The sequence below is a fragment of the Cytobacillus purgationiresistens genome, assembly GCF_030813235.1.
Classification (GTDB): domain Bacteria; phylum Bacillota; class Bacilli; order Bacillales; family Cytobacillaceae; genus Cytobacillus; species Cytobacillus purgationiresistens.
In genome coordinates this window covers 46,019-66,149 of record NZ_JAUSUB010000024.1, presented here as the reverse complement: position 1 = coordinate 66,149, position 20,131 = coordinate 46,019, and the positions used below count along the sequence as shown (strand labels likewise).

General features: G+C 39.2%; 21 protein-coding genes. 19 read left to right on the top strand and 2 right to left on the bottom strand.

What is annotated here, in order from left to right; translation table 11 throughout:
• Positions 1 to 2: 2 nt before the first annotated feature.
• From J2S17_RS21360 to J2S17_RS21285, 16 genes are all read left to right on the top strand, one after another.
• Complete coding sequence (locus J2S17_RS21360; RefSeq protein WP_307477893.1) at positions 3 to 986, top strand: FecCD family ABC transporter permease; 984 nt, start codon at positions 3 to 5, stop codon at positions 984 to 986.
• Positions 976 to 1,746, top strand: coding sequence for an ABC transporter ATP-binding protein (locus tag J2S17_RS21355; RefSeq protein WP_307477891.1), 771 nt, complete (start codon positions 976 to 978; stop codon positions 1,744 to 1,746). The genes J2S17_RS21360 and J2S17_RS21355 overlap by 11 nt, the downstream gene beginning before the upstream one ends.
• A gap of 3 nt (positions 1,747 to 1,749) precedes the next feature.
• A complete protein-coding gene (gene srtB, locus J2S17_RS21350; RefSeq protein WP_307477890.1) occupies positions 1,750 to 2,520 on the top strand; it encodes a class B sortase in 771 nt (256 codons plus the stop codon).
• 17 nt (positions 2,521 to 2,537) lie between these two features.
• The gene (locus tag J2S17_RS21345) at positions 2,538 to 3,461 is read left to right on the top strand and encodes an ABC transporter substrate-binding protein (RefSeq protein ID WP_307477915.1); all 924 of its coding nucleotides are present in this window, start codon (positions 2,538 to 2,540) and stop codon (positions 3,459 to 3,461) included.
• Between the two features lie 7 nt (positions 3,462 to 3,468).
• Positions 3,469 to 4,461, top strand: coding sequence for a FecCD family ABC transporter permease (locus J2S17_RS21340; RefSeq protein WP_307477889.1), 993 nt, complete (start codon positions 3,469 to 3,471; stop codon positions 4,459 to 4,461).
• On the top strand, positions 4,461 to 5,231 hold the full coding sequence (locus tag J2S17_RS21335; protein WP_307477886.1) for an ABC transporter ATP-binding protein: 771 nt from the start codon (positions 4,461 to 4,463) through the stop codon (positions 5,229 to 5,231). Before J2S17_RS21340 ends, J2S17_RS21335 begins: the two co-directional genes overlap by 1 nt.
• A gap of 11 nt (positions 5,232 to 5,242) precedes the next feature.
• Complete coding sequence (isdG, locus tag J2S17_RS21330) at positions 5,243 to 5,578, top strand: heme oxygenase (protein ID WP_307477885.1); 336 nt, start codon at positions 5,243 to 5,245, stop codon at positions 5,576 to 5,578.
• 459 nt (positions 5,579 to 6,037) lie between these two features.
• Entirely contained in the window at positions 6,038 to 6,280 is a 243-nt protein-coding gene (locus tag J2S17_RS21325) for a hypothetical protein (RefSeq protein ID WP_307477884.1), read from the top strand.
• A 139-nt stretch (positions 6,281 to 6,419) separates the two neighbouring features.
• Complete coding sequence (gene cidR, locus J2S17_RS21320) at positions 6,420 to 7,301, top strand: cidABC operon transcriptional activator CidR (protein WP_307477883.1); 882 nt, start codon at positions 6,420 to 6,422, stop codon at positions 7,299 to 7,301.
• A 276-nt stretch (positions 7,302 to 7,577) separates the two neighbouring features.
• The gene (locus J2S17_RS21315; RefSeq protein WP_307477882.1) at positions 7,578 to 8,096 is read left to right on the top strand and encodes an acyl-CoA thioesterase; all 519 of its coding nucleotides are present in this window, start codon (positions 7,578 to 7,580) and stop codon (positions 8,094 to 8,096) included.
• An 11-nt stretch (positions 8,097 to 8,107) separates the two neighbouring features.
• Entirely contained in the window at positions 8,108 to 8,479 is a 372-nt protein-coding gene (locus J2S17_RS21310) for a hypothetical protein (RefSeq protein WP_307477881.1), read from the top strand.
• A gap of 143 nt (positions 8,480 to 8,622) precedes the next feature.
• Positions 8,623 to 9,825 carry an oxalate decarboxylase family bicupin gene (locus tag J2S17_RS21305; RefSeq protein WP_307477880.1) on the top strand — a complete coding sequence of 401 codons (1,203 nt, stop codon included), beginning with the start codon at positions 8,623 to 8,625 and terminating at the stop codon, positions 9,823 to 9,825.
• 145 nt (positions 9,826 to 9,970) lie between these two features.
• Positions 9,971 to 10,687, top strand: coding sequence for a lactate utilization iron-sulfur protein LutA (gene lutA, locus J2S17_RS21300; RefSeq protein ID WP_307477879.1), 717 nt, complete (start codon positions 9,971 to 9,973; stop codon positions 10,685 to 10,687).
• A gap of 24 nt (positions 10,688 to 10,711) precedes the next feature.
• Positions 10,712 to 12,160 (top strand): LutB/LldF family L-lactate oxidation iron-sulfur protein, encoded by a 1,449-nt coding sequence (locus J2S17_RS21295; protein WP_307477877.1) that lies wholly within the window; start codon positions 10,712 to 10,714, stop codon positions 12,158 to 12,160.
• Complete coding sequence (locus tag J2S17_RS21290; protein ID WP_307477876.1) at positions 12,138 to 12,854, top strand: LutC/YkgG family protein; 717 nt, start codon at positions 12,138 to 12,140, stop codon at positions 12,852 to 12,854. The genes J2S17_RS21295 and J2S17_RS21290 overlap by 23 nt, the downstream gene beginning before the upstream one ends.
• Before the next feature lie 131 nt (positions 12,855 to 12,985).
• Positions 12,986 to 13,963, top strand: a complete 978-nt coding sequence (locus J2S17_RS21285; RefSeq protein WP_307477875.1) for a proline dehydrogenase family protein — start codon at positions 12,986 to 12,988, stop codon at positions 13,961 to 13,963.
• Between the two features lie 1,121 nt (positions 13,964 to 15,084).
• Here the strand turns inward: J2S17_RS21285 and J2S17_RS21280 are convergent.
• Both J2S17_RS21280 and J2S17_RS21275 read right to left on the bottom strand, forming a co-directional pair.
• Positions 15,085 to 15,561 carry a glutathione peroxidase gene (locus J2S17_RS21280; RefSeq protein WP_307477873.1) on the bottom strand — a complete coding sequence of 159 codons (477 nt, stop codon included), beginning with the start codon at positions 15,559 to 15,561 and terminating at the stop codon, positions 15,085 to 15,087.
• A gap of 58 nt (positions 15,562 to 15,619) precedes the next feature.
• The gene (locus J2S17_RS21275; RefSeq protein ID WP_307477871.1) at positions 15,620 to 16,348 is read right to left on the bottom strand and encodes a FadR/GntR family transcriptional regulator; all 729 of its coding nucleotides are present in this window, start codon (positions 16,346 to 16,348) and stop codon (positions 15,620 to 15,622) included.
• 415 nt (positions 16,349 to 16,763) lie between these two features.
• Here J2S17_RS21275 and J2S17_RS21270 point away from each other — a divergent pair, with 415 nt between their 5' ends.
• The 3 genes from J2S17_RS21270 to J2S17_RS21260 all read left to right on the top strand — a co-directional run bounded on the left by J2S17_RS21270 (position 16,764) and on the right by J2S17_RS21260 (position 19,865).
• Complete coding sequence (locus J2S17_RS21270; protein ID WP_307477869.1) at positions 16,764 to 18,182, top strand: FAD-binding oxidoreductase; 1,419 nt, start codon at positions 16,764 to 16,766, stop codon at positions 18,180 to 18,182.
• On the top strand, positions 18,179 to 19,159 hold the full coding sequence (locus J2S17_RS21265; protein ID WP_307477867.1) for a bile acid:sodium symporter family protein: 981 nt from the start codon (positions 18,179 to 18,181) through the stop codon (positions 19,157 to 19,159). Before J2S17_RS21270 ends, J2S17_RS21265 begins: the two co-directional genes overlap by 4 nt.
• Before the next feature lie 367 nt (positions 19,160 to 19,526).
• Positions 19,527 to 19,865, top strand: a complete 339-nt coding sequence (locus tag J2S17_RS21260; RefSeq protein ID WP_307477866.1) for an ArsR/SmtB family transcription factor — start codon at positions 19,527 to 19,529, stop codon at positions 19,863 to 19,865.
• The last annotated feature ends 266 nt before the right edge of the window (positions 19,866 to 20,131 follow it).

The following is a 20,131-nucleotide window of genomic DNA, read 5'->3' as shown; positions in this document are numbered from 1 at the left end:
ATATGAATAAAAAAATCTTGTATTTTCTAATCGTCATTGTCCTTCTTTTGGCAATGGCTGGATATTCAGCCGTCACAGGCAGTGTATCGGTTTCATTTAAAGAATTGATTATGGACCTATTAGATGGAGGGAACGAAAAGGCTGCAGCGATTATAGATTTCCGGTTTCCAAGGATTATCGTTGCGATGTTTGCTGGCGCCGCATTATCAGTAGCTGGTGTTTTATTTCAAGCGGTGATGCGTAACCCACTAGCAGATGCAGGAGTGATAGGTATTTCAGCAGGTGCAAGCTTCTTTTCGCTTTTTGGGATGCTGTTTTTACCAGGGCTGTATATTAGCGGACCATTTTTTGCATTTATAGGAGGAAGTGTTGCTTGTTTGCTCGTTTATTGGCTGTCTTGGAAGTCGGGACTTAACCCGCTTCGCATTATTTTGACAGGGATTGCTGTTAGTGCGATGTTTACCGGCCTAAGAGAAGCGATGCTAATGATTTGCAGCTATTTTAATGTGATGGTTGGCGCTTCTAATGCATCAAATCTATTAATGAAAACTTGGAATGACGTAGAGGTCTTGACGATTTATGGCTTAATTGGCATTATCCTTGCGTGTATTTCGAGTTCCTGGTGCAATGTTCTCTCATTGCAGGATAAAAAGGCAAAAAATTTGGGAATGAACGTATCAGCTGCAAGAATATCGATTTCAGCTATTGCTGTTCTGCTTGCAGCTGTAGCAACTGCAGTCGCAGGTGTGATTGTATTTGTGGGGCTGTTGGTCCCGCATATAGCGAGGCAGCTCATAGGCTCAGATCACCGAATCTTAATTCCGTTTTCTGCTCTTGCAGGTGCATTATTAATTCTTACTGCAGACACGCTGGGCCGTACCTTAATCTCGCCTTTGGAGATTCCGGCATCAACCATCATGGCTGTAATTGGCGGTCCGTTTTTAATATTCCTATTAAGAAAGAGTGATAGAGTTCATGGAATTTGATTCTATAAACTTTTCATATAATAAATATTCTCAGTTATTGAAAGAAAATACCGGAAGGATTCCAAAAGGGAAAATTTCAACAATTATTGGACCGAATGGCTGCGGCAAATCTACACTTCTTTCTTTGCTCTCCAGAAGCAATCAAGCGGAATCTGGACAGATTATAATGAATGGCAAAGACATATTTGCCTATAAACCTAAAGAATTTGCCAAAAAGGTAGCCATGGTTTACCAACAAAATGAAGGACCGGCCGATCTGACTGTGGAACAATTAATCTCATTTGGCAGGCTTCCGTATAAGAAGGCTTTTAAAAATAAATCAAATGAAGATGAAGAGGCAGTTGATTGGGCGATTTCGTTAACTAATCTAGATGATAAACGCACTCACAAGCTGGAACAGCTTTCAGGCGGCGAACGTCAGAGAGTTTGGATAGCGATGTCGCTTGCCCAAAAGAGCGAAATGCTATTTTTAGATGAACCAACGACATTCCTTGACATTTATTATCAAATTGAATTGCTCGAGCTGGTCAGAGATCTGAATATGCAGCATCATTTGACGATTGTGATGGTCCTGCATGATATCAACCAGGCTCTGCGTTATAGTGATCAGTTGATTGTTATGAAGGCAGGCGAGATCGTTGCAGCCGGCGCGCCAGCTGAGATTGTTACTGAAGATATGATTAAGGATATTTATGGGGTAGATGTGGCCATGCAAAAGCATATCCAAACCGGGCTTTACCTTGTTCCTTTAGGAATATAACGGATGTACAAGAAAAAGGCTGCTGTCATTTTTCAAAGGCTGGTTACACTAGCTGCACTCATCGCCTTTATTTATGCAGGGAGTAAATTAACTATCATACTATACGGATATTATGATAATTGGAGAAATTTAAGTGAAGTGCAGGATATCTATAATGAGGTGCTTCAGGAAGAGGACGAAATAGAAGCAGGGAGAATTCGCCAGCAGTTTGATCCACTATTGAAGTTAAATGAAGATATTGTCGGCTGGATTACAGTAGAAGATACAAGAATTGACTATCCAATCCTACAAGCGGACAACAATAGTTATTATTTGACGAGAAATTATAAAAGAAATGAAACGCGTGCTGGCAGCATTTTTATGGACTATCGAAATGAAGTGGAAGCAGAAGCAAATAAGAATATTATCCTTTACGGTCATCGCATGAAAGACGGTTCGATGTTTGGCCAGCTAAAAAAATATTTAAATGAATCTTTTTTTTATGAGCATCGGAATATCTACTATGACACCTTGTATGCAGGCTATGACTTGGAAGTGTTTTCAGTTTATCAAACAACAACAGACTTTTATTATATCGAAACGAATTTTCCGACAGATCAATCCTTTGGAGGGTTTATTGAGAGTTTGCAGGATAAATCTCTGCACAAAGCAGATGTAAATATTACCGAGGGTGATCGAATAGTGACTTTATCCACATGTGATTATTCACTTGACTCAAATGAAGGAAGATTAGTCGTTCATGCAAAGCTTGTGAAAAGAGGTGAAGCATCTTGAATATAAAAAAAATCAAAATGGGATTGTCGATTGCCGGTCTCATCCTTTTTTTAGCAGGCTGCGGGTCAAATGCAAATACAAAAGCAGGGGGCCAGGGTGAGAGTGAGGGAGCAATAGTTATACAGGATTTTGCTGGAAGAGAGGTTTCTCTAGAGAAAGCGCCTGAAAAGATTGTTGCTCTTGGCAATGGTGATGTTGATATCATTTATGCTCTGAAGGGAGAGGTAGTAGGGCGGCCAACCTCAGCTCCTTCTGTAAGAGAGTCAGAGAATGCCGAGCAGGTCGGTTCAACTCATGAAATCAATTTGGAAAAAATAGCTGTACTCCAGCCCGATATTATTCTGGCTAATAGCGCTATGAATCTCAAAGATGTTCCTGCGCTCGAGTCATTAGGTGCAAAGGTTGCTTTAACAGAAGCGAATTCGATTGCAGATATAAAAAAACAGATTGTGCTATACGGTGAGATGCTGCAAAAGGGTGAAATGGCTGACCAAGTGATTAAGGAACTGGAGAGTAAGCTGGAAAAGTTTAAATCTTCCGATGCTATACAGCCTAGAGTTCTTTTAGTTTATGGAGCACCAGGAACATATATGGCGGCACTTCCTAATTCATTAAGCGGAGACATTCTAACCCAGGCAGGAGGTAGGAATATCGCAGAGGATTATCCAGCACTGGACAAATTCCCTCAGTATGCTCAAATCAATACGGAAAGAGTTGTAGAAGCTAATCCCGATTATGTATTGCTAATGACACATGGCAATGAAGAAGAAGTAAAAAAAGGGTTTATTAATGAGATGAAGCAAAATGCTGCCTGGAACTCAATTAACGCAGTTAAAGACGGCAACATAGAAGTGCTGCCGGCAGATCTTTTTGGGACCAATCCAGGAACTAAAGTCGCAGATGCCGTTATGTACTTAGGAGAAAAACTACATTTGGAGTGAAGTGAAAATGGAGAAGGAAAGAAGCAGAAAGAGATGGCTTGTCATATGGATAACTGCAGGTCTGCTCATCCTCTCAGTATATACAGGTCTATCCTTCGGAGCCGCTTCAGTCTCCCTTAGTGAAATAATCGACACTTTCTTAAATAAGGGCACAGCGGTGCATCAAACCATCATTATGGATCTTAGGCTACCGCGGGTCATCATAGGCCTGCTTGTCGGCGCCTGTCTAGCTGCATCCGGATCATTGCTTCAAGGAGTAATGAAAAATCCACTCGCAGACCCTGGCATTATTGGCGTTTCAGCGGGTGGAGGACTTGCAGCAATTGTAACGGTGTTAATTTTCCCGCAATTTGGTTATTTGTTGCCGCCAGCAGCTTTTGCTGGAGCCTTTATTACAACTCTAATCATTTATAGCTTAGCTTGGGAAAAGGGCGCTTCGCCAGTAAAGATTATTTTGGCTGGCGTAGCCATGAATGCTCTGCTAGGTGCTTTAATGAATGGCGTAATGGTGCTTTACAGCGATAGAGTTCAATCCGTTTTATCCTGGTTATCGGGTGGATTAAATGGGAGAAGCTGGTATCACCTCGAGTTTATGCTTCCTTACGCACTCATCGGTTTGGTTCTATGCTTTTTCGCCATTCGACCGGCCAACATCATACTTCTCGGTGAAGATTCAGCAAGGCTTCTTGGTCAAAATGTCGAACTCAGCAGGCTTCTGCTCATATTGCTGGCCTCATTTCTAGCGGGAACAGCAGTGAGCGTCGGCGGATTAATCGGTTTTGTCGGATTAGTTGTGCCTCATATGATTCGTTTATTAATTGGAGAGGACTATCGCTATCTTCTGCCGTTATCCATGCTCGGCGGAGGTGCTTTAGTGGTATTTGCTGATACAGCCGCCAGAACTTTATTTGATCCAATTGAATTGCCAGTTGGAATTTTACTAGCGTGCATAGGCGCCCCTTTCTTCTTATATCTTTTGAGAAAGAGGAGGTTGGCTTAATGAGCAAGATTGAAACGAGAAACCTGTCATATACTCAAGGCAATTTTACTATTAAGGATTTATCCATTGCCTTCCCAGAAGGGCAGATTACGGGAATTGTCGGCCCGAATGGATCTGGAAAATCCACGTTGCTAAAGCTGGTTTCACGCTTGCTTCATAAGGAGTCTGGTGAAATCATACTCAATGATAAAGACATAGCTTCATATAAAAGAAAAGAATTAGCAAAGCAGCTGGCGATGCTGCTGCAATTAAAGGAGGCGATGCCAAATTTCACAGTGAAGGAATTGGTCGCTTATGGGCGGATACCATACAAGAAGACAATGAGCGGTAAAAGCAATCATGAGGATGAAATCATCGATTGGGCAATTGATGTCACCGGGTTAACTCATTTATCGGCACGGCTCGTTTACTCTCTATCGGGAGGTGAGCAGCAACGAGTCCGAATTGCCATGGCGCTGGCGCAAAAAACAGATGTCCTTTTACTTGATGAACCAACGACCTATTTAGATATAGGCCATCAAATGGAGCTAATGGGGCTGTTAAAAAAAATCAATCATGATTATGGAATCACTATTATTATGGTGCTTCACGAACTCCAATATGCTGCAGCCTATTGCCACAATATGATTGTTATGAAAAATGGGGATGTTTATTTATCAGGTTCCCCTCAAGATTTATTAACTGCAAGCCTTTTGCGGGATGTATATAAGGTAGAGGCAAAAATAATATTTGATGGAGATTATCCATTAATAATACCAAATCAAATTTAGGGGGAAATTTAATGTATATTGTTACTAATACCGTTCATTTAAAACCGGGAAATGCAGATATGTTTATCGAAAGGTTTAATCGGATTGGCAAAGTGGAAACGATGGAAGGCTTTGTAGGCTTAGAAGTTATGCTTACGGAAAACACGAAGGATTATGAAGAAGTGACAATTGTGACAAGATGGGAAGACCCTACTGGGTTCAAAGGCTGGATGAAGAGCAATGAATTTAAAGATGCACATGCTCATAGAGGCGGAGTTCCTGACTTTATCATCAAAAATAAAACCACTTTTTATCAAGTGAAAATCCGCAGAAAACCGTTGAGTGCAGAGAGTGTTGCCGGAAGCTGAAGTATTGAAAACTATAAATAGAATGAAGCTAATTGGAACATAGGATCATTGGATTCTATGTTTTTTTGACGATAAAAGTGAATCCTTATCGTTTTTTCGTATAGGACATTCAAATATTCTATACAATAACCTTAGGGGGAGATCCAATTGCTATAAACCACATAAAGGGTATAAGCCTCATCTCAAGTTTGATGGTACTATCCGGAATTATTCTTATGTTTTCAAGTGTATCTTTGGTACATCACTTGGGCAGTACTGGCTAAGCAGACAATTAGATGGAAGCGATGGGAAACAATATATGATGATTGCCGATGCCTATATTGGCAGCTTTTCAATTTGGGAGCGGGCTTATTATTAGCAGTAACATTCTATTTTCTACCTTAATTTTAGGAATTAAGGAAGATTAACAATGATCTTGTAGAACGGGAAGCATCATAGGAGTAAGGAGGAAATATATATATGAAAAAATTCATCGTATTTGCTGCTTCATTCAGCTGTGTTTTTATAGGCATCGAAATTTTAACGGGACTTCTACTCACAAGCTTTTATACACCCGATCTTGGTTCATCGTTGGACGCAGCAAACATTCAAGAGCAAGTAGTTATTGGTAGCACTCATTATCTACCCCCGCTGACAATTGGTTTAGCTGCATTAGGAATTGCATTTGCAGCATTTAGATTACTTAATAAAAGGTTGATTTAATTTTCATATGAGTACATAGGAATCATGAAAGCTTGAATTCTGTTAATACTTAAATAATTGATATCTATCAACAACATAAACATGCCTATGTTAAACTAAACTTTTCGTTTCATAATTCCACAAGAGTCAGGTGAATTGATTGGATATTAAGCATTTATTGTATTTTATTGAAGTGGCAAAAGTGAATAGTTTTTCTCGTGCAGCTGATAATTTGTTTATTACGCAGCCAACAATCAGTAAAATGATTAAAAATCTTGAGGATGAATTAGGTGCTGCATTGTTTGATAGGTCAAGAAAGCAGCTCGTTCTTACTGATGCAGGAAAAATCATTTTGGAGCAGGCAAAATTAATTGATAAAGCCTTTCATAATTTGGAAGAGGAAATGGATAGTCTGTTGGGATTAAAGAAAGGCCATATCCGCATAGGGCTGCCGCCAATATTTGATGCTCACTTTTTTCTTGAGATTATTAGCCGATTCCATAAGAAATATCCTGGGATCACCTTTCAATTAGTCGAGGATGGCTCGAAAAAGATTGAAGACCTCGTGGCAAATAATCAATTGGATGTAGGAGTCATCGTTCTTCCAACGAAAAACGAACTGTTCGATCATTATTCTTTTATAGAAGAAGACATAAGGCTTATTCTATCTGTATCCCACCCATTGGCTAAACGTGAAGAGGTTGATCTGGCGGAATTGGCAGAGGAGTCATTCATTTTATTCAATAGTGACTTTGTATTGAATGACCGAATTATACATGCGTGTAAAAATGTCGGCTTTCATCCAAAAGTGATATCAGAAAGCTCGCAAAGGTCATTTATAGAAGATATGGTCTCTTGGAAGCTGGGGATCGCATTCATGCCAGAGAGCATTTGCAAAAATCTGCACGGAAATATAAAGTCTGTTAAAGTGATTAATCCTACAATCAGATGGGAGCTTGGGATGATATGGGGCAAGGATCAATATCTGTCTCTAGCAGCAAAAGAATGGATTAAGTTTACTAAAGAAAAACTGAAAAAATGACAGAATCTGGCGGTTTAATTAGTCTAACCGTATTTTTTGTGTACTTTATATGTATAAGAGGAATACATGAAAACCGTTACATAGATAAAAGCTATCCTATAGATGAAATATAACCATTTTACTTAATGAGTACTGCATCGTACAATTTTTCTATAGAAGAATTCCTCCTTTTATACAACTCTATAGGAGGCAAATCAGTCCAAACATAGAGTGAGGATTCAGCTAGCCTTAGGTGGGGAAACCTCCCCGCTTATTGGTGCATGAAAGGATGTAGTAATGGAAACAAAAAAAGCGAGAGAAAGCCGCGTTGTCAATACTTCACAAGTATTGATTGCCGATTTAAATAACTATAATACACTTTTTGGTGGCGTATTAATGAAGAAACTGGACGATGCAGCAGCGTTATCTGCACGCAGGCACTCCAGAGTTAAAGAATGTGTGACAGCCTCTACGGATTCAATTGATTTCTTGCACCCTATTCACCAGACAGATTCTGTCTGTGTGGAATCGTTTGTAAATTATACGGGGACCACTTCAATGGAGATCTTTTGCAAAGTGATCGCAGAAGATATTATCACTGGTGAACGCAGAGTTGCCGCCACAGCCTTTTTAACCTTCGTTGCTCTTGACGAAAATAAAAAACCAGTCCCAGTACCAGCTGTTATTGCAGAAACAGAAGAAGAAAAATTCCTTTATCAGACTGGCAAAGAAAGAGCGGAGATCCGGAAGATGAGAAGGAAACAAAGCAAAAAGCTGGCTGAGTATATTTCATTGGATAAACCTTGGGATCACTAAGGAGGATAAGGATGATTGCTTTATCAAGTATAGATGAACTGCAAGACGCACAAATCGAGATAGAAAAAATGAAAAAAGACTATCCAGTCCTTTTTGAGAAACTATTAGAAGTGATTTATCTTACACGTGCGCTGCAATATAAGTATCAGTATATGGGCCACTTAATAATGGATGAATACCCTGGCGAAGCAGCACCGAAATTTGCGTACGATTCTGTTCAGCGGATTTATAAAAGTGAAATGCAAAAACTGAAAGCCAATCACGATTTCAGAGTTTTAAAACAAGTGATGGTCAAATTCAGCAATCTTAACTACTCCAAAATTTTTCTGTTAGCGATTGGTCAGAAGCCAGAGTCCTTAGTTGGTTCCTCATATATTAAGTAACAAAAATCATACAATAATGCCCCGATTCTATTAATAGAACGGGTTTTTTATGTTTTTTTTTAAAAGCTAACGTGCTTAAAGTTCATTTCATATAAAAGACAACATATATTGAGTTGGCGGCCTAATAAGAAGGAGTGGATGCAATGGATAAAAACAAGCTAAATGCTTCTCAACTGATAAAAAGTATTCCCCGAGATAAGATTCCCGAGCCTATCAGAGAACAAGATCAAGCTGGAGCTACTGATTCGGGACCAAGGGATGTTCTGCGAGATATTGAAAATCCAGATATGCTTGTTCCGCCAACCACGGATGCCGGTACGATTCCGAATTTAACCTTTTCATTTTCTGATACAAGTATGGTGCTAAAGAATGGCGGATGGTCAAGGCAAATCACTGTTAGGGAGCTGCCTGTTGCAGTCACACTAGCAGGAGTCAATATGAGGCTGACTCCAGGGGGAGTGAGGGAGCTCCATTGGCATAAAGAAGTAGAATGGGCATACATGCTTTTGGGAAAAGCGAGGATTACAGCCGTTGATGAAAATGGGAAAAATTTCGTTGCAGATGTGGAGCAAGGAGATTTATGGTATTTTCCGCCGGGCATCCCCCATTCGATCCAAGGGTTAGACGAAGGCTGTGAGTTTCTTCTCGTATTCGATAATGGAGGCTTTTCTGACCTTGATACATTTTCTCTTTCTGATTGGTTTGCACATACACCGCAGGAAGTATTGGCTGCGAATTTTGGTGTAGGTGAAGAAGCCTTTGCCAAAATTCCAAGGGAACAGAAATATATTTATCAATCACAAGTTCCAAAATCTATTAAGGAAGATGAGCCATCCAGTCCATTTGGCACAAGAAGGTTTGCTCATTCATTGCTAGGGCAAGAATCACTTAAATCGCCTGGTGGCTCCGTGCGTATTGCTGATTCTAGAAACTTTCCCGTCTCCAAATTGATATCTGCAGCCTTAGTTGAAGTACTTCCTGGTGCAATGAGGGAAATGCATTGGCACCCGAATAATGATGAGTGGCAATATTTTTTAACTGGCCAAGGAAGAATGACTGCTTTTGCAGCGGATGGAACTGCGCGCACCTTTAATGTAAAAGCGGGAGATGTAGGATATATACCATTCTGCAACGGCCATTATATTCAAAATACTGGAGATACAACGTTATGGTTCTTAGAAATCTTTAAAGCCCCAATTTATGAAGATGTTTCGCTTACTCAATGGCTAGCTCTCACTCCTAAAGAATTGGTAGAAAGCAACTTAAACGTAGGGGAAGAAGTGATGTCAGCGCTTAGAAAGAAAAAATGGGAAATTGTAAAGTTTCCAGGAGGGGAGTATAGATGAACGGGGCAATTTCCTTATGGAATTGTCTTTTTTTTATGGTTTTAAAATGACTTGGGAATCTAAGCATTTCAAAAAATAAATAGGAGTGATAGTATATTACATATATCTGATAATAAAAAAAATTAAAACAAAGGGGGGCGCATCAGTGAAAGTTACGCTCTTTGCTACTTGTTTAGTAGACATGTTTAATAGTAACGCTGGAAAGGCGACTGTCGAATTGTTAGAGAAACTTGGCTGTGAGGTGGATTTCCCGGAATCTCAGGTTTGTTGTGGGCAGCCATCTTATAATAGCGGTTATGTGAAGGAATCCAAGGAAGCGATGAAGCGAATGATTACAACATTTAGCGACTCAGAATATGTCATTTGCCCTTCTGGATCTTGCGCTTATATGTTTCATGAATATGAGCATGTTTTTCAAGGGGACGCTGTGTGGGAACCGAAAGCAAAAGCGCTTGCAGAAAGGACGTATGAGCTGACTGAATTTATAGTCAATGTCTTAGGGGTTGAGGATGTTGGCGCTCGTCTTGAGGCAAAAGCAACTTTCCACACTTCCTGTCATATGACGAGATTATTAGGCGTAAAGGAAGCGCCAATGAAATTGTTGAGTCATGTGAAAGGTTTGGAGTTTAGTGAATTACCAAATAAAAGTCAATGCTGCGGATTTGGCGGTACCTTCTCTGTCAAAATGGGGAAAATCTCAGAGCAAATGGTAGATGAAAAAGTTCATCATGTAAATGAAACAGAGTCGGAGATTTTAATAGGAGCAGATGCTGGATGCTTAATGAATATTGGCGGAAGAATTGAGCGAGTCGGCGCACCTGTAAAAGTGATGCATATTGCGGAGGTATTGAACAGTCGCTAAAAACTAATAAGAGGTGAGCAAAGCATGCCGATGAAGATAGGTACGGATAAATTTAATGAAAGAGTAGACTCGGGATTAAATAATACTTTTATGCGGAGTGCGGTTTCAGGTGCACAAGACCGCTTAGAAATTCGCAGACAGGATGCTGCAGAAGAGCTCGGTAATTGGGAGGAGTGGAGATCGTTAGGTGAGGAGATACGCCAGCATGTTCTAGCTAATCTAGATTATTACCTCCATCAATTAAGTGAAAATGTGTCTAAAAGAGGTGGACATGTATTTTTTGCCGAAACGGCTGAAGAAGCTAATCAATATATCATTGATGTCATGAAGAAGAAAAATGCAAAAAAGGTTGTGAAATCTAAGTCAATGGTAACAGAAGAAATTGACTTGAATAAAAACCTTGAAGGCATTGGCTGCGAGGTGATCGAAACCGATCTGGGAGAATACATCCTGCAGGTAGATGATCATGATTTGCCATCTCATATCGTTGCACCAGCTCTTCATAAAAATAAAGAACAAGTGAAGGACGTCTTTACAAGGAAATTAGGATATCAAGGGACAGAGGACCCTGAAGAGCTAACGAAGCATGCGAGAAAAATGCTGAGAAATGACTATTTAACGGCAGATGTAGGAATCACTGGCTGTAACTTTGCTGTGGCAGAAACTGGCTCAATCTGTCTTGTGACAAATGAAGGAAATGCAGATCTTTCAACAGCCCTGCCAAAAACGCAAATTACAGTTATGGGCATGGAGCGGCTCGTACCATCATTTGAAGAAATGGAAGTACTGGTCAGCATGCTATCGAGAAGTGCAGTTGGACAAAAACTTCCCAGTTATGTGACAGTTTTAAGCGGACCAAAAGAGGAAGAGGCGGTTGATGGGCCAGAAGAATTTCACCTTGTAGTTGTTGACAATGGCCGCTCAAAGATTCTTGGAAGTGAGTTCCAGTCAATTCTGCAGTGTATTCGTTGTGCAGCATGTGTGAATGTTTGTCCAGTCTATCGCCATGTCGGAGGGCATTCATATGGATCGATTTACTCTGGACCCGTTGGAGCAGTTCTTTCACCACTTTTAGGGGGCTATGATGATTATAAAGAGCTTCCATACGCCTCGACCTTATGCGGTGCTTGTACCGAAGTTTGCCCGGTGAAAATTCCTTTACATGAATTGCTTCATAAACATAGGCAAGTCATTGTTGAAAAAGAAGGGAAAGCGCCTATCTCAGAAAAGTTAGCCATGAAGGCATTTGGCTTAGGCGCAGCATCCCCTTCTCTCTATAAAGTGGGATCGAAAGTTGCTTCAGCAGCGATCAGTCCATTTACAGATGGTAATCGTATCTCAAAAGGTGTAGGTCCCCTAAAAGCATGGACCGAGATCCGGGAATTCCCAGCACCGCAGAAGGAAAGATTCCGTGATTGGTTTAAAAACCGTCCGAAAGGGGAAGAAAATCATGACAGGAACGATACACAATAGAGAGGCTTTTCTTAATAAGATTGCTGGTCGGCTTGGCCGAGATCAACCATTAACAGAGGTTGACAAACCAAACTGGAGCTATCATCCTCAGGATAAAGTGTTGAAGGACGCCAGCAAGGATGAGCTGTTGGATGTATTAAAAAAACAATGTATTCTAATCCATACTGACTTAATTGTTACTACAAAGCAGGGTTTATTGGAAACATTGCAAACTCGCGTATCAGAATATGGCGGGGGGCCAATTGTTGCTTGGCGAGATGTGCGCTTTACTGAATATGGAGTAGCAAATTTATTTAAAGAATGGTCTGGCCAAGGAATGGAGTTCCATGAATGGGATGCCTCTAGGGAGCATGAAAACATTCCATATGCTGAACAAGCAAATATTGGCTTAACCATTAGTGATATTACTTTGGCAGAATCAGGAACTGCAGTCCTATTTAGCAGTAAAGACAAAGGAAGAACAGTCAGCTTCTTGCCAATGAAATCGATCATTCTTATAGCTAAAAGTTCGATTGTCCCGCGGATGACCCAAGCTGCAAGGTTGATAAGAAAAAAGACAATCGAAGAAGGCAAGCTTGCTTCATGCATTAATTTTATAACTGGACCGAGTAATTCTGCCGATATAGAAATGAACTTAGTCGTCGGTGTTCACGGACCAATCAATGCCACTTATATAGTCATAGAGGATTTATAATTTCTCTGGTGTCATACTTCTTTTAAGGAGTATGACTTTTTGAAATAAATAAAAATTCGCACAATAAGTTTTATTATTTTATTATGATATACTAATACGGTAGAAATTTTATATGATAAGGAGTAATCGCTATGCTGAAAGATCTATTTATTGGTCTATCCAAAAATCAGTTTCTCAATACAGCTGCAAAAAAATACGGCCTAAAATTAGGTGCTCAAAGTGTTGTTGCAGGGACGAATATTGCTGAAGCGATTAATAGCATTAAAGAGCTTAATGCTCATGGTATCTCTTGCACTGTCGACAATCTTGGAGAATTCGTAATGAAGAAAGAAGATGCGACAGCAGCAAAAGAACAAATTCTTGAAGTAGTTGAAGCTATTCATGAGAGTAAAGTAGATGCCCATATTTCTTTAAAACCTTCACAGCTTGGGCTCGACATCGATTACTCCTTTTGCTTGGATAATTTAAAAGAAATTGTAGCTAAAGCATATGGTTATGGTATCTTCATTAATTTCGATATGGAAGATCATGATCGCCTTCAGCCTTCTTTCGACTTATTGGACGAGCTATCTAAAGAGTATGACAACATTGGTACAGTTATTCAAGCCTATTTCTACAGAGCGGCTGAAGACATCGAGCAGTACAAAAACTATCGTCTTCGCATTGTAAAAGGTGCTTATAAAGAACCAGCAGATGTTGCCTATACATCCAAAGAGGAAATCGATAAGAACTATATCAAACTGATTGAACATCATTTGTTGAATGGTAAGTTCACATCCATTGCTACACATGACCATAACGTAATTAATCATGTGAAACGTTTTGTGAAAAAACATGAAATTTCAAATGATAAGTTTGAGTTCCAAATGCTTTATGGTTTCCGCAAAGAAATGCAGCTGGAGTTAGCTAAAGAAGGATATAACTTCTGTACGTATATTCCATTTGGCGACGACTGGTATGGTTACTACATGCGCCGTCTTGCAGAAAGACCGCAAAACTTAAACTTAGTTGCTAAACAAGTATTTAATAAAAAGACAAACACAGTACTTGGCGTTGCTGCCGGTGCGTTCCTTTTAGGCAGATTGTCTAAAAAAAATAAAGAGCAATAAACAGGAGGGAACCTATAATTATAGGTTCCTTTTTTGTTTGCGGACGTTTTTCATTGCCGTGAAACTCATTTTGGCTTTAAAAAAGAAGTATCGCTGATAAAATCGGATTATCGCTGATAAATTTAAAAAATCGCTGATATAGCTTCAGTTGGAAAAATAGTAAGCGATTTTAACGAAAAAAGTAGCGGACAATTTATAGAAGATAGCGAGTTTTTAGCTGTAAAAGAAAAATCGCCGATAAAATCGGATTATCGCTGATAAAATCGAAAAAATCGCTGATAAAAAGGGATTATCGCCGATAAATTTAAAAAATAGCTGATATAGCTTCAGTTGGAAAAATAGTAAGCAATTTTAACGAAAAAAGTAGCGGACAATTTATAGAAGATAGCGAGTTTTTAGCTGTAAAAGAAAAATCGCCGATAAAATCGGATTATCGCTGATAAAATCGAAAAAATCGCTGATAAAAAGGGATTATCGCTGATAAATTGAAAAAATCGCTGATATAGTTCCAGTTGGAAAAATAATAAGCAATTTTAACGAAAAAAGGATCGGACAACATATAGAAGATAGCGAGTTTTTAGCTGTAAAAGAAAAATCGCCGATAATATCGGATTATCGCTGATAATATCGAAAAAGTCGCTGATAAAAAGGGATTATCGCCGATAAATTCAAAAAATCGCTGATATAGCTTCAGTTGGAAAAATAGTAAGCGATTTTAACGAAAAAAGTAGCGGACAACATATAGAAGATAGCGAGTTTTTAGCTGTAAAAGAAAAATCGCCGATAAAATCGCATTATCGCTGATAAAATCGAAAAAGTCGCCGATAAAAAGGGATTATCGCCGATAAATTCAAAAAATCGCTGATATAGTTCCAGTTGGAAAAATAGTAAGGGATTTTAACGAAAAAAGGATATCGGACAACATATAGAAGATAGCAAGTTTTTAGCTGTAAAAGAAAAATCGCTGATAAAAAGGAATTATCGCTGATAAAACGAAAAAGTTGCTGATAAAATCGGATTATCGCTGATAATATCGAAAAAGTCGCTGAATCAATTTTAACCATCGACCCCAAAAATGACCGCAACTAAAAAGGGACCTAAATAGTAGGTCCCTTTTACTGTTACAGAAGTTTTGCTATATCTTCTTCTATTTTGCTAGGTTCAGTTGTTGGCGCATATCGATCCACAACATTACCATGCTGATCGATGAGGAATTTAGTGAAATTCCATTTAATGTTTTTTGATAATACGCCCTTCTTTTCATCCTTTAGAAATGCAAATAGGGGATCAGCGTTATCGCCATTCACATCGATTTTTGCAAACATCGGAAATGACACGCCATAGTTGACTTGGCAAAATTCAGTAGTTTCATCGATATTTTCAAATTCTTGATTATTGAATTGGCTGCAAGGAAAACCGAGGATTTCTAAGCCTTGATCCTCATACTTATCATAAAGCTCCTGTAATCCCTTGAATTGAGGGGTCAATCCACATTTGCTGGCTGCATTGACAATGAGAAGAGGCTTTCCCTCATAATCCTTTAAAGCTTTTATCTCACCATTCGTTTTTTTGACTTCAAAATCAAATACTGTGGCCAAAGCAAGATACCTCCTTCAATATGATTTGTTGCTTGTACTATATTCTACTGCACATGAATTAAAAAGAATAATATTTACTCTCGTTTTGATTCAATAGAGATTCAGTTAATTCTTTTCTGACTTGGGTGATGTGCTTTTCCATGAGTATTTTAGCAGCCTTACTTTCTCCAGAAGCAATGGCCAAATAAATCTCTCTATGTTCATAAAATGTTTCTTGCAGCCTGGTAGAATCGGCAAATCGGTTGTTGCGGGTAGCTTTAATTGTTTCTCTCATATGATTTGTCAGGCTTTCGATGAGCTGAATAAAAATAGAATGATGAGAGGCTTGAACAATGCTTAAATGAAAAATTAAATCACCATGAAGTCCATTTTCATCATTTTCTGATTGCTCCATCATCAACAATGCATCACGGATTCTGGCGAGATCTTGGGAGGTAGCTCTTGCAGAGGCGAGCCCTGCACACTCAACTTCTAGAACCCGTCTTAAATCAAGCATTTCATAAATATTTGTTTTATCTGCCTGAGAGACAGCTGAAGTCATTTTTTCTGTTGGGTGTAATTGGTCCAATGATTTAATATAAGTGCCGCTTCCTTGTTTTATCTCAAGAATTCCTTTTATCTCTAGCTTTCTAAGAGCTTCTCTAACAGAGGTCCTGCTTGAATTAAATTGGATGGCCAATTCTCTTTCAGGAGGTAAGCGATCCCCAATACAAAGGTTTTCTGAGAGTATATATTGATTAATTTGTTCAGCAATAACTTTGTAAATCTTCTTCTTAGGCGGTTCCATTATTTAAGGTCACTCCTTCTGATTCATCATACAGAAACTGTTAAAACTATTCAATTTTAAAAATTTTAAATATTGATTTTTTCTGATTATTTAGTACAATTAGTACATGTTAGACCAATTTTTAAAAAATTTAAATAATTGGTCCAGGCTCTGATGATTTCAGCTGCGGTGGCTAGCCCCACGAGGTCATGGAATGAAAGGTAAAGAACAACCTTCCCTTCCTACGCGTCTTAAGCTTGTCGGGGCTGAGCAAGCCACCTCCGCATTTCAGATTGTCCAGCTGCAGGGCCTAGCCCCTCGAGATCATAAGTCACGTAAGAATTGAAGATAAAGATCAACCATCATTTCTTACGCGCCTTATGCTTGTCGGGGCTGAGCAAGGCCCTTCCGCATTTCAGTTAAGGGAGAGAATATTATGAAGACAGCTCATGAGAATGAAGCAGCAAAAGAAGAATTAGTAAGCGCTTTACTTAGTTTTTTGCCGAGGGAACAAGTAACGACGAATCAGACCATTTTAGAGCAGCATAGTAAGGATGAATCTTACCATACTGCAAGTTTACCTGATTTAGTGGTCTTTCCAACTTCAGCAGATGAAGTAAGCGACGTTATGAGACTTGCACAAAAATATCAAGTGCCAGTTGTTCCATTTGGAGTTGGTTCAAGTTTGGAAGGACATACAATTCCATATGAGCATGGGATTACGATAGATTTTTCGTTAATGAATAAAGTTTTGGAAGTAAGAGAAGATAATTTTCTTGTGAAGGTTCAACCTGGTGTGACACGGTCGCAATTAAATAAAGAACTGAAGAAATATGGCTTGTTTTTCCCAGTTGATCCTGGGGCAGATGCAACCCTTGGAGGAATGGCGGCAACAAATGCAAGTGGGACAACATCTGTGAAATACGGCGTGATGCGCGATCAAGTCCGTGATTTAGAGGTAGTGCTTGCTGATGGAGAAATCATACATACAGGAAGCCTAGCTGCTAAATCATCCTCCGGCTACCATCTGAACGGGCTATTTATCGGCTCAGAAGGTACATTAGGCTGCTTTACCGAGTTAACCTTGAGGGTTTATGGTATTCCTGAATTTACAATGGCTGGTCGAGCGACCTTCAAAACAGTGGATGACGCGGTAGGCGCGGTTGTTAGTATCTTGCAGGCAGGCATTCCGATTGCGCGTGTAGAGCTTGTAGACGAGGAGTCTATCCATCAGGTAAATTTATTCAGCGAAACATCGTATAAGGAACAGCCTACACTTTTCTTAGAGTTTCATGGGAATGAGGCTGGTTTAACTCAGGATGTAGAATTTATGAAAGTAATTGTGGCGGATCACAACTGTGATGGCATCGAGTTTGAAACGGATACTGCTGCACGCAACCAATTATGGGATGCTCGTCACAACTTAGCCTATGCATATGTTCATGGCTATCCTGGTAGAAAACTAATGGTAACGGATGTTTGTGTTCCTATTTCTGAACTCGCTGGGGCAATCAGTCATTCAAGAGAAGGATTGCAAGCACTTAACCTTACTGGAGGCATTACCGGCCATGTCGGCGATGGGAATTTCCACGCTCTCATTATGCTGGATTTAGATAACCCTGAAGAAATTAAGTCTGCAGAGAAGTTCAATGAAATGATCGTTATGTATGCTTTGGAAAGAGGGGGCACTTGTACTGGCGAGCATGGTGTTGGCATTGGGAAACAAAAGTACCAAGAAAAAGAGCATGGCAAAGCCTTAAGGGTGATGGAAAAAATAAAATCAGTCCTTGACCCAAACAATATCTTAAATCCCAACAAAATTATTAAAACCAAAGGACAGGGTGAATCTCAATGAAAATACTTGAAGCCATTAGCAATATTGCGGGCAAATATTTCGCTGTTTGGGTAATATTAGCAGCCGTTATTGCTTTCTTAGTTCCTGAAGCATTCTTAATGTTTGGCGGCTATATAACAATCTTACTCGGCGTTGTCATGTTTGGAATGGGATTAACCCTTAAGGCAGTCGACTTTAAAATCATTTTAACAAACCCAATGCCAGTAATTATTGGACTAATAGCTCAATATACCATCATGCCTTTAACTGCATTTGCCATTGCTTATTTATTGCAATTACCAGCAGCGCTTGCTGCAGGTCTGGTACTTCTCGGATCAGTACCGGGCGGGACTGCCTCGAATGTCATGGTTTATTTAGCGAAAGGGAATGTAGCACTCTCTATTGCAATGACTTCAGTATCAACATTAGTTGCACCGATAGCCACACCACTTATTTTATTAGGGTTGGCAGGTCAATGGATGCCAGTTGATCCAATATCAATGTTCCTATCGATTTTTCAGGTAATTATCGTTCCAATTGTTCTAGGTTTAATCGTGAAAAAATTACTTCCAACTACCGTAGAAAAAAGCTTAAATGTAATCCCGCTTATATCAGTAGCCGCGATTATTATTATTGTAACTGCAGTTGTTGCAGGAAATGCTGGTAAAATCGCCACTGCAGGACTAATCGTATTTCTAGCAGTTATTCTTCATAATGCGGCAGGACTGTTCTTAGGGTATATTGCTGCGGTTGCACTTAAGCTAGATGAAGGAACAAGAAGAGCGATATCAATTGAAGTTGGTATGCAAAACTCAGGTTTAGGTGTTGCGTTAGCAACTGCCCACTTTGGTCCAGTAGCTGCAATCCCGAGTGCACTAGGAGCTGTTTGGCATAATATCTCTGGTCCAATCTTAGCTACCTATTGGGCTAAGAGACCGGTAAAGGATCAGTCAACTGCAAAAGTGGATGTACCAGTTGGAGATAGTAAACAAGTGTAAGAAAAACAAGCTAATATAAATGACACAATCCCCTTTAGGTAAACTGAGGACAGGGAAACTTGTACTCAAAAGTTTACTTGGAGGGTTTTTTTGTAGCTAAATTGGTAAGTTAACGTAAATTTAAGAAATAGGGATAGGGAGAATATGTTACCGAATTTGTGACTTCTATTAATTTTGTTGAAATTCTTCGTAATTTCATGAGAGTAATAATTAGATTTTAAAGCTGAAAAAGGTGAAGCTAGATATAAATTATTTCGTATGAAAGCATAGTAGATTATACAATATACATCCTGATTTATAAAAATAATCAGATAATTGAATTGACAACTTTTTCCTAATGTGAATTTATTGTAAAGGAGAGGGAAATATGTCATCACAAAAGTCATATATGATTATTGAAGACCTCCAACAATTAAAAGCAGTGAGTGATCCATTTAGAACCAAAATAATATCTCTATTACTTGAACAATCTTATACGGGACAAAATCTTTCAGAAATATTAGAAGTGCCAAGATCAAAAGTGCATTATGCTTTCGAATTAGAAAAGCATCAGTTTGTGGAAATCATAAGAACGGAAGAAAAAGGAGGTGTTCTTCAAAAGTATTATAAAGCAACAGCTAAAGGCTACATACCAAGTGAGAAAATATTGCCTTATATTGATGATGTAGGTAACTACTACAAAGAATTAATCACGTGCACGAATTAGGGCATTGACTGCACCAGAAGAAGCATTTGATTTTGCAGGATCTAAGCAGGAAGGACTGCCATTAATATCGATGCAGCTAGAAACGAGGGCTACTGAAGAACAATTTATTGAATGACTTAGAAAATACAGGGAGTTAATAGATGAATTCAAAGGTATGGAAGATAAAGTCGGAAACTTCTATTACCTTACAACTCTAGGCTTTCAAATCGATGACCCTTATTTTGAGGAAAATAAGAAAAGCGAACCGAATAAGGAGGATTAATATG